This window comes from Pseudomonas sp. W2Aug9, assembly GCF_023127755.1.
Classification (GTDB): Bacteria; Pseudomonadota; Gammaproteobacteria; order Pseudomonadales; family Pseudomonadaceae; genus Aquipseudomonas; species Aquipseudomonas synxantha_A.
The window spans coordinates 60,352-73,564 of sequence record NZ_SPKL01000032.1 but is presented as its reverse complement, the minus strand read 5'-3'; the positions used below and the strand labels follow the sequence as shown (position 1 = coordinate 73,564).

The following is a 13,213-nucleotide window of genomic DNA, read 5'->3' as shown; positions in this document are numbered from 1 at the left end:
CGCACACTCTTCCTGGCTACCTGTAGGAAGACACAACAACAATAACCGTCCTTCTGTAGCCCCCTGGGCGCGGAAATGGAGTGCGCGATGAAGTTCACAGCAAAAGCTCTGCTTGCCTGTTCCTGCATGACTGCATGCATGACCCTCAGCGCCGTCAGCCTTGGCGCGCAAACCCTGACCATTGCCACCGTCAACAACAGCGACATGATCCGTATGCAGAAGCTCTCGAAAACCTTCGAGGCCGAGCACCCAGAGATCAAGTTGAACTGGGTGGTGCTCGAAGAAAACGTGTTGCGCCAACGCCTCACCACCGACATTGCTACCCAGGGCGGGCAGTTCGACGTGTTGACCATCGGCATGTACGAAGCCGCACTGTGGGGCGCCAAGGGTTGGCTGGAGCCGATGAAGGACCTGCCGGCCTCCTACGACCTTGATGATGTGTTCCCTTCGGTACGTGATGGCTTGTCCGTCAAGGGTTCGCTGTACGCCCTGCCGTTCTACGCCGAAAGCTCGATCACCTATTACCGCACCGACCTGTTCAAAGACGCCGGGCTGACCATGCCCGAGCACCCGACCTGGAGCCAGATCGGCGAATACGCGGCCAAACTTACTGATAAGTCCAAAGAGCAATACGGCCTGTGCCTGCGCGGCAAAGCCGGTTGGGGTGAGAACATGGCGCTGATCACCACCCTGGCCAACGGCTTCGGTGCGCGCTGGTTCGATGAGAAGTGGCAACCGCAATTCAATGGCCCCGAGTGGAAGGACGCGCTGAACTTCTACGTCGACAACATGAAGAAATCCGGCCCGCCGGGTGCGTCCAGCAACGGTTTCAACGAGAACCTGGCGCTGTTCAACAGCGGCAAATGCGCGATCTGGGTAGACGCCAGCGTCGCCGGTTCGTTTGTCACCGACAAGAGCCAGAGCAAGGTCGCCGAGCATGTCGGTTTCACTTTTGCGCCACACGAGAAGACCGACAAGGGCACCTCGTGGCTGTACTCCTGGAGCCTGGCGATTCCGACCAGTTCCAAGGCCAAGGACGCCGCCAAGGTGTTCACCAGTTGGGCCACCTCCAAGGAGTACGGCCAGCTTGTGGCCAAGACCGATGGCATCGCCAATGTGCCGCCGGGTACGCGCCAATCCACCTACAGCGACGAGTACATGAAGGCCGCGCCGTTCGCCAAGGTGACCCTGGAATCACTGAAAGTGGCCGACCCGACCAAGCCGACCGAGAAGCCGGTGCCGTATATCGGTATCCAGTTGGTGACCATTCCGGAGTTCCAGGCGATTGGTACCCAGGTCGGCAAGTTCTTCTCGGGTGCGTTGACCGGTCAGCAGACGGTGGATGCCGCATTGACCGCCGCGCAGACCACCACCGAGCGGGAAATGAAGCGGGCTGGTTATCCCAAGTAACCCCTGCCTCACCACCGTCAAATGTGGGAGGGAGCTTGCTCCCGATAGCAATCTACCAGTTGATGATTGTGTGACTGATACACCGCTATCGGGAGCAAGCCCCCTCCCACACTGACCGCGCTCCGATTCGTATCTGACTGGTCTTGATTCTAATGAATACACCCGCCAAAAACCGCCTGGCCAACCCCGGCTGGTTCCTTGTCAGCCCCTCGGTGGCCTTGTTGCTGCTGTGGATGATCGTGCCTCTGGGCATGACCCTGTACTTTTCGCTGATCCGCTACAACCTGCTCTACCCCGGCGAAAACCAATTCGTGGGGTTGGAAAACTTCAGCTACTTCATCACCGACTCGGGTTTCCTGCCCGGCGCTACCAATACCCTGTTGCTGGTGGGCAGCGTGTTGCTGATCAGTGTGGTGTTCGGCGTGTTGATCAGCGCGCTGCTGGAGGCCAGTGAGTTCCTGGGGCGTGGCATCGTGCGGGTGCTGTTGATTTCGCCATTCTTCATCATGCCCACCGTCGGCGCGCTGATCTGGAAAAACCTGATTTTCCACCCGGTGTCGGGGATCCTCGCCGCCGTGTGGAAGTTCTTCGGCGCCGAGCCGGTGGATTGGCTGGCGCACTACCCGCTGCTGTCGATCATCATCATTGTGTCGTGGCAGTGGCTGCCCTTCGCGATCCTGCTGCTGATGACCGCCATGCAGTCCCTGGACCAGGAGCAAAAGGAAGCTGCACGTCTGGACGGTGCCGGCGCCATTGCGATCTTCTGGCACCTGACCCTGCCCCATCTGGCCCGCCCGATTGCCGTGGTGGTGATGATCGAAACCATCTTCCTGCTCTCGGTGTTCGCCGAAATCTTCACCACCACCAACGGTGGCCCGGGTTACGCCTCGACCAACCTCGCCTACCTGATCTACAACCAGGCGCTGGTGCAGTTCGACGTGGGCATGGCCTCGGCCGGTGGCTTGATTGCCGTGGTCATCGCCAATATCGCGGCGATCATCCTGGTGCGGATGATCGGCAAAAACCTGACTGACAAGCCTTGAGGGCCGCGCCATGACACTTCAACAATCCCGCCGCCTGCAAAGCCTGCTACTCGGTACGTTGGCCTGGGCGATCGCGATCCTGATTTTCTTCCCGATCTTCTGGATGGTGCTGACCAGCTTCAAGACTGAAATCGATGCGTTCGCCACCCCGCCGCAGTTCATCTTCACGCCGACGCTGGAGAACTACCTGCACATCAACGAACGCAACAACTACTTCGCCTACGCCTGGAACTCGGTGGTGATTTCGTTCAGCGCCACTGCCCTGTGCCTACTGATCTCGGTGCCGGCCGCCTACTCCATGGCGTTCTACGAAACCCAGCGCACCAAGGGCACGCTGCTGTGGATGCTGTCGACCAAGATGCTGCCACCGGTGGGCGTGCTGATGCCGATCTATCTGTTGGCCAAGAGCCTTGGCCTGTTGGACACGCGTATCGCGCTGATCATCATCTACACCCTGATCAACCTGCCGATCGTGGTGTGGATGGTGTACACCTACTTCAAGGACATCCCCAAGGACATCCTCGAAGCCGCCCGCCTGGACGGCGCCACCCTGTGGCAGGAAATGGTCCGCGTGCTGTTGCCGATCGCCAAGGGTGGCCTGGCCTCCACGGTGTTGCTGTCGCTGATCCTGTGCTGGAACGAGGCGTTCTGGTCGCTGAACCTGACCTCGTCGAGCGCTGCGCCGTTGACCGCACTGATCGCCTCCTACTCCAGCCCCGAAGGTTTGTTCTGGGCCAAGTTGTCCGCCGTCTCGACCCTGGCCTGCGCGCCGATCCTGATCTTTGGCTGGATCAGCCAGAAACAGCTGGTGCGCGGTTTGTCCTTCGGCGCCGTCAAATAATAATTCGATAAGGAGGCCCATCATGGCCAACCTGAAAATCAAGAATCTGCAAAAAGGCTTCGAAGGTTTCTCGATCATCAAGGGCATTGACCTTGAAGTGAACGACAAGGAATTCGTGGTGTTCGTCGGCCCGTCGGGCTGCGGCAAATCCACCCTGCTACGCCTGATCGCCGGCCTGGAAGAAGTCACGGAAGGCACCATCGAACTGGATGGCCGCGACATCACCGAAGTGACCCCGGCCAAGCGCGACCTGGCCATGGTGTTCCAGACCTACGCGCTGTACCCGCACATGAGCGTGCGCAAGAACATGTCGTTTGCCCTGGACCTGGCCGGTGTCGACAAGAAGCTGGTCGAGAGCAAGGTCAGCGAAGCGGCGCGCATCCTGGAACTGGGGCCGCTGCTGGAGCGCAAGCCCAAGCAACTGTCCGGCGGCCAGCGCCAGCGCGTGGCGATTGGCCGGGCGATTGTGCGTAACCCGAAAATCTTCCTGTTCGACGAGCCGCTGTCCAACCTCGACGCGGCGCTGCGCGTGCAGATGCGCCTGGAACTGGCGCGCCTGCATAAAGAACTGCAAGCCACCATGATCTACGTGACCCACGACCAGGTCGAAGCCATGACCCTGGCCGACAAGGTGGTGGTGCTCAACAGTGGCCGTATCGAGCAGGTCGGCTCGCCGTTGGAGCTGTATCACCAACCGGCCAACCTGTTTGTGGCCGGCTTTCTCGGCACGCCGAAGATGGGCTTTCTCAAGGGCAAGGTCACGCGTGTCGAACGCCATGGCTGCGACGTGCAATTGGACGCTGGCACCCTGATCAGCCTGCCGTTGAGTGGCGCGACCTTGAGCGTCGGCAGCGCGGTGACCCTGGGCATTCGTCCCGAGCATCTGGAAATCGCCGCGCCAGGGCAAACCACCCTGACCGTCACCGCTGACGTTGGCGAGCGCCTGGGCAGCGACACCTTCTGCCACGTCATCACCGCCAATGGCGAACCGCTGACCATGCGGATTCGCGGCGACATGGCCAGCCAGTACGGCGAGACGTTGCACCTGCACCTGGACCCGGCGCACTGCCATCTGTTCGACACTGACGGCGTAGCGGTGGCCCGCCCACTGCGCGCAGCCGCCTGACTCCGCGAGTATTTTTAGATGAAACTGAATAAACACAATCTCACGCAGTTGGCGCCGCAAGTGAAAATCCCGGCTTATGCGCTTGCCGACACCCGCCAGGGCATCGCCCATATCGGCGTCGGTGGCTTTCACCGCGCACACCAGGCGTATTACACCGACGCCTTGATGAATACCGGCGAGGGCCTGGACTGGGGCATTTGTGGCGTGGGCCTGCGCGCCGAGGACCGCAAGGCTCGCGACGACCTGGCCGGCCAGGATTACTTGTTTACCCTGTATGAGCTAGGTGACACCGACGACACCGAAGTACGCGTCATCGGCGCTCTCAGCGATATGCTGCTGGCCGAAGACGGCGCCCAGGCGTTGATCGACAAACTGGCTGACCCGGCTATCCGCATCGTCTCGTTGACCATCACCGAGGGCGGCTACTGCATTGATGACAGCAACGGCGAATTCATGGCCCACCTGCCACAGATCCAGCATGACCTGGCGCACCCCAAGACACCCAAAACCGTGTTCGGTTTTATCTGCGCAGCGCTCACCCAACGCCGCGCCGCCGGCACTGCGGCATTTACCGTCATGTCCTGCGATAACCTGCCGCACAACGGCGCCGTCACGCGCAAGGCACTGCTGGCCTTCGCCGCGCTACACAACGCCGAGCTGCATGACTGGATCAAAACCAACGTGAGCTTCCCGAACGCCATGGTCGACCGCATCACGCCAATGACCAGCACCGCCCACCGCCTGCAACTGCATGATGAACATGGCGTCGACGATGCCTGGCCGGTGGTGTGCGAACCGTTTGTGCAGTGGGTACTGGAAGACAAGTTCGTCAACGGTCGCCCGGCCTGGGAGAAGGTCGGCGTGCAGTTCACCGATGACGTCACGCCTTACGAAGAGATGAAGATCGGCCTGCTTAACGGCAGCCACCTGGCCCTCACGTACCTGGGGTTTCTCAAGGGTTATCGGTTTGTCCACGAGACCATGAACGACCCGCTGTTTGTGGCGTATATGCGTGCGTACATGGACCTGGACGTTACGCCGAACCTGGCGCCGGTGCCGGGCATCGACCTGACGGCGTACAAGCAGACGCTGGTGGAGCGCTTTTCCAACCAGGCGATTGCCGACCAGTTGGAACGGGTGTGTTCCGATGGTTCGTCGAAGTTTCCCAAGTTCACCGTGCCGACCATCAATCGCTTGATTGCCGATGGCCGCGAGACTGAGCGTGCAGCGCTGGTAGTGGCGGCCTGGGCCTTGTATTTGAAAGGGGTGGATGAGAATGGCGTGAGCTACAAGATCCCCGATCCAAGGGCCGAGTTCTGCCAGGGGCTGGTGAGTGATGACACACTGATCAGCCAGCGGTTGCTGGGGGTAGAGGAGATTTTTGGCACGGCTATTCCCAAGTCCGCTGAGTTTGTGGCAGCGTTTGAGCGGTGCTATGCAAGCCTGCGCGACAAAGGCGTCACCCAAACCCTGCAACAACTCCTGAACAAACCGGATTAAAACTGTGGGAGGGGGCTTGCTCCCGATAGCGGTAGGTCAGAGAAAGGTATTTGACTGACACTCCCTCATCGGGAGCAAGCCCCCTCCCACACTTGACCGGGTTACCAATCCAAAAATAATACTGCTGAGCACTCCATCATGACCCAGCAAAACCTGTTCCTCGGAATCGACTGCGGCACTCAAGGCACCAAGGCCATCGTCCTCGACGCCTCCAGCGGCAAGGTGCTGGGCCTAGGCGCCGCCGCGCATACCTTGATCAGCGGCGCCAACGGCCGGCGCGAGCAACACACCCAGGAATGGCTGGACGCCTTCACCGAAGCCACCCACCGCGCCCTGCAACAAGCCGGGGTGGACGGCCAGGACATCCTTGGCATCGGCGTTTCCGGCCAGCAGCACGGCCTGGTGCTGCTGGACGAACAAGGTGAAGTGCTGCGCCCGGCCAAGTTATGGTGCGACACCGAAACCGCGCCGGAGAACGAGCGCCTGCTGGCACACCTGGGCGGCGAAAGCGGCTCCCTGGAACGCCTGGGCGTAGCCATCGCGCCGGGCTACACCGTCTCCAAACTGCTCTGGACCCGTGAACAGCACCCGGACGTATTTGCCCGCATCGCCCATATCCTGCTGCCCCACGACTACCTCAACTACTGGCTCACCGGTCGCGCCTGCGCCGAGTACGGCGACGCCTCGGGCACCGGTTACTTTGACGTGCGCAGCCGCACCTGGGATGTGGCGCTGCTCAGGCACATCGACCCCGGCGGCCGCCTGGAGGCAGCGCTGCCGCAGTTGATCGAAGCCGACCAGGCGGTGGGCACGATCCTGCCGGCCATTGCCGAGCGCCTGGGCATCAACCCCAACGCCGTGGTGTCCAGCGGCGGCGGCGACAATATGATGGGCGCCATCGGCACCGGCAATATCGCTCCCGGCGTGATCACCATGAGCCTGGGCTCATCAGGCACCGTGTATGCGTTTGCCGACCAGCCCAACGTCAGCCCGCAGGCGTCGGTAGCGACCTTTTGCTCGTCCAGTGGCGGCTGGCTGCCGCTGATCTGCACCATGAACCTGACCAACGCTACCGGGGTAATTCGCGAGCTGTTCGAACTCGACTTGCAGGCGTTCAACGCCTTGGTCGAACAAGCCCCCATTGGCGCCGACGGGGTTTGCATGCTGCCGTTTCTCAATGGCGAACGCGTGCCTGCCCTGCCCCACGCCACCGGCAGCCTGCACGGCCTGACCATGACCAACCTGACCCGCGCCAACCTGTGCCGCGCCGTGGTTGAGGGCACCACCTTCGGCCTGCGCTATGGCCTTGACCTGCTGCGCCAGACCGGCCTGCAAAGCCAGAGCATCCGCCTGATCGGCGGCGGCTCGAAAAGCCCGGTGTGGCGGCAGATGGTCGCCGATATCATGCACACCGAAGTGGTGTGCACCGAACAGAGCGAAGCCGCCGCCCTGGGCGCGGCAATCCAGGCCGCCTGGTGCCAGAGCGGCGAACCCTTGGCCAGCCTGTGCGACAAATGTGTGAGCGTCGACCCGGCCAGCCGTACCTTGCCGGCAACCGAGAGTGTCAGCGCCTATCAACAGGCGTATGAGCGTTATCAACAGCACGTGGCATCCCTTTAAGAGCGAACGACTATGTATCTGGTGTGTGGTGAGGCGCTGTTTGATTTTTTCAGCGAGGAGGATGCCAGCGGGCAGGCCGCCAAAGTCAATTACAAGGCGATTGCCGGGGGCTCGCCATTCAATGTGGCCGTGGGCCTGCGCCGCCTGGGTATTGAAGCCGGGTTGTTCGGCGGCCTGTCCAGCGACTTCCTCGGCCGGCGCTTGTTGCAGGTGCTGAAAGATGAAGGGGTCAGCGAGCAGTTCCTGGTGGAATTTGCCGCGCCGACCACGTTGTCGATGGTCGCTGTGGGCGCCAATGGCTCACCGCAGTACAACTTCCGTGGCGAAGGCTGTGCGGATCGGTTGCTGGAAGTCGCGCATTTGCCGGTACTCGGCGATGAGGTGCGCGGGCTGCATATCGGCTCGTTCTCACTGGTGGTGCAACCGATTGGGGACACCCTGCTGGCGCTGGTCAAGCGCGAAAGCGGCAAGCGCCTGATCAGCCTGGACCCTAACGTGCGCCTTAACCCGCAGCCGGACATCCAACTATGGCGTGATCGCGTCGCCGAACTGGTCACACATGCCGACCTGATCAAGGTCAGCGATGAGGACCTGCACCTGCTCTACCCCGACCAGTCACCCGAAAGTGTGCTGCACGGTTGGCTGCAACACCGCTGCCAACTGGTGTTCCTCACCCGCGGCGGCGATGGCGCCAGCGTATTCAGCCGTCAGCACGGCAACTGGTCGGCGCCGGCAGTCAAGGTGGTGATGGCTGACACTGTGGGCGCCGGCGACACCTTCCAGGCCGCGTTGATTGCCTGGCTGACCGAGCATCAGCTTGACTCAGTGACTGGCCTGCAACAGCTCACGCGCGTGCAGATTGATAACATGCTCGGCTTTGCGATTCGGGCTGCCGCGTTGACCTGTACCAAGACCGGCCCCGACCTGCCGTACCGTCATCAGCTGGGCTGACGCGCATAACAATGGGCCTGGCGAATGCCAGGCCCTGGGTCAACTTGAATTCAAGGCTTAACTAGAAATAACCGCGCCCTCCTGCTCGACGCAGGGTGTGGGTCTGGGTGTGCTTGAGGTCTTCACGCAAACCGGCGATCAGGTTGCAAATGGCTCGACTGCTGTCGAGTTTGTCGGCGTTTATACCTTTGACTTCCAAGTCCACCCGGTCACGGTCGCGGTCGTCATACACCTTGATCGTCAACGAAGCATCCTCGGCTTTGGTGCATTCGCACCGTTTAGGCAGAAAACTTCCTTCAATAATGCTGCGAAGTTCCAGTTCCGAAAGCATGGCCAACCTCTCCTTTTTTGAGACTGCCAATCAGTTTTTATGGGCTGGCAGGCGCTAGCCTGCCCCGTCTTGCCAACCCTGGCAGACGCCTGTACTCACCCAGCCTACTCGGCAAATCTCAGCATTGTTGTAACTTTTCTTCATAAGCGACCTGCCGATTAATATGAAGCCGATTGCAGCCTTTAAATAATCGTCGAACCACTGCGATTAAACGTTTAACCCTGCATGTCAGTTCAAACAGCAACCTGTGTCGACGCTCTTTTCGGCAACATGTCGCAACTATCGCGCGCCTCATTTGAACCAGGGGTTTACGCAAAGCATACGAAACGTATACGCTTTGTATATCAAACCTACACAGTGAACCTCATGGGCATCGTCAAAATCACCGACCAACTGCACGAACAGCTTCGCCTGGCCAGCGCCGCCATGGACCGCTCCATCAACGCCCAGGCCGAGTTCTGGATCAAGATCGGCCTGCTCGCCGAGCTCAACCCGCACCTGCCCTACAACGAGCTGATCAACAAGTTGTTGCTGGACAAGCCCGACCTGATCCGGGGGCGCAGCTGATGATCAAGACTGCCGCCCAACTGGCCGTGATGCGAGAGTCGGGGCGCCTGCTGGCCCAGGTGTTCGACATGCTCGACGGTTATGTCGCCGCCGGCCTCTCCACTCTTGAGCTGGACAGCGCCGTCGAAGCCTTCATCCGCCACGAACTCAAGGCCCGCCCCGCCAGCCTGGGTCAGTACGACTACCCCTTTTGCATCAACACCTCGATCAACGAAGTGGTGTGCCATGGCATGCCAAGCGCCACGCAGTTCCTCAAGGACGGCGACATCATCAACATCGACATCACCCTGGAAAAAGGCGGTTTCATTGCCGACTCCAGCAAGATGTACATGATCGGTAACGTGGCGCCCAAGGCCAAACGCCTGGTGGAAATGACCTTCGAGGCGATGTGGGCTGGCATCCGCCAGGTCAAGCCCGGCGCTCGCCTGGGTGATATCGGTCATGCGATTCAGAGTCACGCCCAGGCCAACGGCTACAGCGTGGTGCGTGAATACTGCGGCCATGGCATCGGCAAACAGATGCATGAAGAGCCACAGATCCTGCACTTCGGCCGCCCTGGCACCGGCCTCGTTCTGCGCGAAGGTATGGTGTTTACCGTGGAGCCCATGCTCAACCAGGGCGGCGCCAAGACGCGCAGTCTCAAGGATGGCTGGACGGTGGTGACCAAGGACAACAGTCTGTCGGCGCAGTGGGAACATACTGTGGCAGTGACGGCGGACGGGTTTGAGGTGCTCACGTTGCAAAAACAAACTGATGCAGAACCGGTGGAATCACTACCTTGAGCAATGGGCGCTGATCGGCCATTGAAAAGTCTCCCGAGCGGCCTACCCGCTCGGGAGCGTAACGAACTCAAGGGTGCGCGTGGGCCAGACTAATACCTTCCAAGTGGCTCAAGCGATTCTCCTTGAGAATGCACTGGGTCGTTATCCGTTGCGGATAGCAACGCATAAACATGTTGGTGAAATGTGTGCCGTAATGAATACGTTCAGTACAGCTCTGACTGAATAATGGCTTGGCTGAAACGCTGAAACTCGGCTCGTGAAAGTAGGCCATGGCAAAACGCTCACGTGAGTTTAGCTTGACCTTGTGAGGCGTCGAGAGCAGAAGTCCATCGGTCATGAATTGCAAAATATCACCCGGAAACACTGTGAACACGCGCGGTACCGGTTTCACGAACGTCCAGGGCTCGTCGTTTTCGAATAAACCTGCAGTGCTTTCGTCAGGCAACCAGTTGCGCTTGCGATGTTCGCCGTCGACCGGAGGCCGAATATACAAACCTCCCACCTCATCCTGAGTAGCGATCACCAGCATGCCGTAGTCGGTATGGGCCCCAATACCTCGGCAGGTTTGCGCCGACTCGGCAGGGAAACGCAGAACACGCATATGGTGCCAGCCATCCTGGCTAAGCTGCGTCAAAGCATTTATTTCCAATCCCAGTCCGAGTGCCACCAGCTTCAACAACTTTTCGCCCGTGTCACCCAATTCCTCCAGGAAGGCTTTCATGCTGTCGCGGTATTCGTCATTGGGCCATGGCACGGGACCGTGGCACGGCCAGCCGTCTACGACGCGCTGATCCTCCAGTGGCAGATCTTTGCAAATGGTGAAAATTTCCGATTGATCCTGCTCGCCAGCCGTGACCTCTTCGCCAGAAGCAACATACCCTGCATAGGTAAGACTGCTGACTAAGCGCGACTTCTCTTCCCGGGGCAGTTTGAAAAAAGCCTTGCTGGCTGCCATGGCGCGCTTGACCTTCTGGTCCTGTTCGTCATGGATGCTGATCTGAAAAATACCGTCTTTGCGCCAAGCATCTATGAGCGCTCGGCCCAATTGGCGATCGGCCTTGCTATCAGTTACAGCTTCAGGCAGGGCAAAAGTTATTAAGTCAGTCATGTCGTGTCTCCTTAAATCCATTAAAGAGACGTGCACTCACAAATGTGACGCTGAACTGCTCCATCAACGGAACTGCTTCAGGCCCAACGTTGCGAGCCTGAATCATGAACGTCGTTATATTCCCATCTGGGAACGGTATTTATAGACTCCGGCGGACAACCTGAACATAACCGGATGTCGGTTTAACTGGCATCGAATCAACCGTCCGACGGCAGGTAAAGGTTGCTCGCCTTCCTGCCCTGGCAACCGCGAGTTTCAGCGGTCTGCTTGATTGTTACCACACCTGACCCTGGCGTTTAAGCTCCAGGCGGCGCACAAACTCCTCCAGCACCAAGCCATACAGATCGTCCTGCAGGTAGGCATCTTCGATGCCCGCATCCAGGTTGGGGTTGTCGTTGACCTCAATCACCACCACTTTGTCGCCGGACTGCTTGAGGTCCACGCCATAGAGGCCGTCGCCGATCAGGTTGGCAGTCTTCACTGCCAGTTCCACCACGGCTTTTGGCGCTTCGTGGACCGCCAGGGTGCGACACTCACCGTTGACGGCCTGGCCAATGGCCTTGTGGTTGTAGATCTGCCAATGCCCCTTGGACATGAAGTACTGGCAGGCGAAAATCGGTTTACGGTTGAGCACGCCGATGCGCCAGTCGTATTCGGTGTAGAAGAACTCTTGGGCCAGCAGCAGTACCGAATGCTCGAACAGCTCGGCCGTGGCCTTGAGCAACGCCGCCTGGCTTTCGACCTTTATCACCCCTCGGGAGAAACAGCCATCGGGGATCTTCAACACCAGTGGGAAACCCAGGCGCTCGCCGACGCGCTCGAAATCTTGCGGCCGCTCCTTGTAAAGAATCTCGGTGGCCGGCATGCCCAGTTGATGGCTGTTCAGCAGGTCGGTGAGATAGACCTTGTTGGTGCAGCGCAGGATCGATGCGGGGTCATCCATCACCACCAGCCCCTCGCTTTCGGCTTTCTTGGCGAAACGGTAGGTATGGTTATCGACGCTGGTAGTCTCACGGATGAGCAAGGCGTCGTACTCGGCCAGGCGCGCGTAATCCTTGCGCTCGATCAACTCCACATCAATGCCCAGGCCCTTGCCGACCCGTATGAAATTTTCCAGGGCGCGGGGGTTGGACGGAGGCAGTTGCTCCTGAGGATCGTGAAGAATTGCCAGGTCATAACGGGCCAACCGACGTGAGCGCGGCTGACGCCAGACCTTGCGACTGAAGTTGTCGAGGGCGTGGGCGAATTGGTCTTCCTGATCGTCGCGTAACTTGTGCAATACGCCAGACTTAACGCCTTCGATATGCCAGCCGTTATGTTGACGGAATTCAACTAACAAGATCGGACAGGGAAAGGTTTCAAACAACTGGCGCGCTAACTCCTGCAAAGGTTCTATCGTGGTCCGACCGAAATACAGTGTCAGGGTAAAGCCTTCGGTATTGCTGTAGAGATGATGACTCAGGGCCTTTTCCAGGCTTTTGTCCAGATCATCCAGAGACAGGCCATACAGGGCTTTCCTGGTCAGTTCGCTGATGGTGCGCACCGATGGAATCACCTTGTGCCCACGCGCCTCGGCCAGCAACGAGCAGTAGTAGCCGTGCCCCAGGTACTTGTAGCTGCGGCACAGGTTGATTACCTGTACGCGCTTGCCTGTTTCGTTTTCCCGGGTCTGCTCCAGGTACTCCTGGGCGGTGACGATATCCTCGCTGGGAAAATAGGAGGCCCAATCTTCCTTGCGCTCGACAATAATCACCACTTGGCTCGAACTTCGGGGTGGCGCGGAAAAATAACCGTTGGACGTTATTGTCGCCGCAACTGTTTGCTCGGATACTTGACGCCAATGACCTTGTACCGCCGACATAATAGTTGATCCGCTTTAGAGAACTCGACCTTTTCTATTAAGCACGATCTTTTAGGGAAGTCCCGTTTCGTTA

The 13,213-nt window shown here is 59.4% G+C and carries 12 protein-coding genes; 9 read left to right on the top strand and 3 right to left on the bottom strand.

The features are described from left to right. Positions 1 to 87 precede the first annotated feature (87 nt). From E3O56_RS20125 to E3O56_RS20095, 7 genes are all read left to right on the top strand, one after another. Positions 88 to 1,410 (top strand): sugar ABC transporter substrate-binding protein, encoded by a 1,323-nt coding sequence (locus E3O56_RS20125; protein ID WP_005788580.1) that lies wholly within the window; start codon positions 88 to 90, stop codon positions 1,408 to 1,410. A gap of 152 nt (positions 1,411 to 1,562) precedes the next feature. Then, the gene (locus E3O56_RS20120) at positions 1,563 to 2,453 is read left to right on the top strand and encodes a sugar ABC transporter permease (RefSeq protein WP_005788581.1); all 891 of its coding nucleotides are present in this window, start codon (positions 1,563 to 1,565) and stop codon (positions 2,451 to 2,453) included. Positions 2,454 to 2,463: 10 nt separating this feature from the next. Continuing rightward, positions 2,464 to 3,294, top strand: coding sequence for a carbohydrate ABC transporter permease (locus tag E3O56_RS20115; protein ID WP_248128880.1), 831 nt, complete (start codon positions 2,464 to 2,466; stop codon positions 3,292 to 3,294). 22 nt (positions 3,295 to 3,316) lie between these two features. After that, positions 3,317 to 4,420 (top strand): sn-glycerol-3-phosphate ABC transporter ATP-binding protein UgpC, encoded by a 1,104-nt coding sequence (ugpC, locus tag E3O56_RS20110; RefSeq protein ID WP_248128879.1) that lies wholly within the window; start codon positions 3,317 to 3,319, stop codon positions 4,418 to 4,420. Between the two features lie 18 nt (positions 4,421 to 4,438). Then, positions 4,439 to 5,920, top strand: a complete 1,482-nt coding sequence (locus E3O56_RS20105) for a mannitol dehydrogenase family protein (RefSeq protein ID WP_103734294.1) — start codon at positions 4,439 to 4,441, stop codon at positions 5,918 to 5,920. Positions 5,921 to 6,058: 138 nt separating this feature from the next. Next, complete coding sequence (gene xylB, locus E3O56_RS20100; RefSeq protein ID WP_103734295.1) at positions 6,059 to 7,540, top strand: xylulokinase; 1,482 nt, start codon at positions 6,059 to 6,061, stop codon at positions 7,538 to 7,540. A 12-nt stretch (positions 7,541 to 7,552) separates the two neighbouring features. Next, positions 7,553 to 8,491, top strand: a complete 939-nt coding sequence (locus tag E3O56_RS20095) for a carbohydrate kinase (RefSeq protein ID WP_248128878.1) — start codon at positions 7,553 to 7,555, stop codon at positions 8,489 to 8,491. Positions 8,492 to 8,552: 61 nt separating this feature from the next. On the opposite strand, the gene E3O56_RS20090 is transcribed toward E3O56_RS20095, so the two are convergent. Continuing rightward, a complete protein-coding gene (locus tag E3O56_RS20090) occupies positions 8,553 to 8,822 on the bottom strand; it encodes a DUF1652 domain-containing protein (RefSeq protein WP_032875782.1) in 270 nt (89 codons plus the stop codon). Positions 8,823 to 9,188: 366 nt separating this feature from the next. Between E3O56_RS20090 and E3O56_RS20085 the strand changes: the two genes are divergently transcribed. Both E3O56_RS20085 and map read left to right on the top strand, forming a co-directional pair. Then, positions 9,189 to 9,389, top strand: coding sequence for a ParD-like family protein (locus E3O56_RS20085; RefSeq protein WP_003190946.1), 201 nt, complete (start codon positions 9,189 to 9,191; stop codon positions 9,387 to 9,389). After that, positions 9,389 to 10,171, top strand: coding sequence for a type I methionyl aminopeptidase (gene map / locus E3O56_RS20080; RefSeq protein WP_032875785.1), 783 nt, complete (start codon positions 9,389 to 9,391; stop codon positions 10,169 to 10,171). Before E3O56_RS20085 ends, map begins: the two co-directional genes overlap by 1 nt. A gap of 67 nt (positions 10,172 to 10,238) precedes the next feature. Here the strand turns inward: map and E3O56_RS20075 are convergent, their stop codons facing one another. Both E3O56_RS20075 and E3O56_RS20070 read right to left on the bottom strand, forming a co-directional pair. Further along, positions 10,239 to 11,279, bottom strand: coding sequence for a 2-oxoglutarate and iron-dependent oxygenase domain-containing protein (locus E3O56_RS20075; RefSeq protein ID WP_032875787.1), 1,041 nt, complete (start codon positions 11,277 to 11,279; stop codon positions 10,239 to 10,241). A gap of 274 nt (positions 11,280 to 11,553) precedes the next feature. Continuing rightward, entirely contained in the window at positions 11,554 to 13,140 is a 1,587-nt protein-coding gene (locus E3O56_RS20070) for a RimK family protein (protein WP_148854500.1), read from the bottom strand. Positions 13,141 to 13,213: the final 73 nt, after the last annotated feature.

Excerpts from the sequence above, each read along its gene's own strand:
- E3O56_RS20075 (WP_032875787.1), bottom strand. The coding sequence starts at position 11,279 with ATGACTGACTTAATAACTTTTGCCCTGCCTGAAGCTGTAACTGATAGC.
- E3O56_RS20105 (WP_103734294.1), top strand. The coding sequence starts at position 4,439 with ATGAAACTGAATAAACACAATCTCACGCAGTTGGCGCCGCAAGTGAAA.
- E3O56_RS20125 (WP_005788580.1), top strand. The coding sequence starts at position 88 with ATGAAGTTCACAGCAAAAGCTCTGCTTGCCTGTTCCTGCATGACTGCA.
- E3O56_RS20115 (WP_248128880.1), top strand. The coding sequence starts at position 2,464 with ATGACACTTCAACAATCCCGCCGCCTGCAAAGCCTGCTACTCGGTACG.
- ugpC (WP_248128879.1), top strand. The coding sequence starts at position 3,317 with ATGGCCAACCTGAAAATCAAGAATCTGCAAAAAGGCTTCGAAGGTTTC.
- E3O56_RS20090 (WP_032875782.1), bottom strand. The coding sequence starts at position 8,822 with ATGCTTTCGGAACTGGAACTTCGCAGCATTATTGAAGGAAGTTTTCTG.
- map (WP_032875785.1), top strand. The coding sequence starts at position 9,389 with ATGATCAAGACTGCCGCCCAACTGGCCGTGATGCGAGAGTCGGGGCGC.
- E3O56_RS20085 (WP_003190946.1), top strand. The coding sequence starts at position 9,189 with ATGGGCATCGTCAAAATCACCGACCAACTGCACGAACAGCTTCGCCTG.
- E3O56_RS20120 (WP_005788581.1), top strand. The coding sequence starts at position 1,563 with ATGAATACACCCGCCAAAAACCGCCTGGCCAACCCCGGCTGGTTCCTT.
- E3O56_RS20095 (WP_248128878.1), top strand. The coding sequence starts at position 7,553 with ATGTATCTGGTGTGTGGTGAGGCGCTGTTTGATTTTTTCAGCGAGGAG.
- xylB (WP_103734295.1), top strand. The coding sequence starts at position 6,059 with ATGACCCAGCAAAACCTGTTCCTCGGAATCGACTGCGGCACTCAAGGC.
- E3O56_RS20070 (WP_148854500.1), bottom strand. The coding sequence starts at position 13,140 with ATGTCGGCGGTACAAGGTCATTGGCGTCAAGTATCCGAGCAAACAGTT.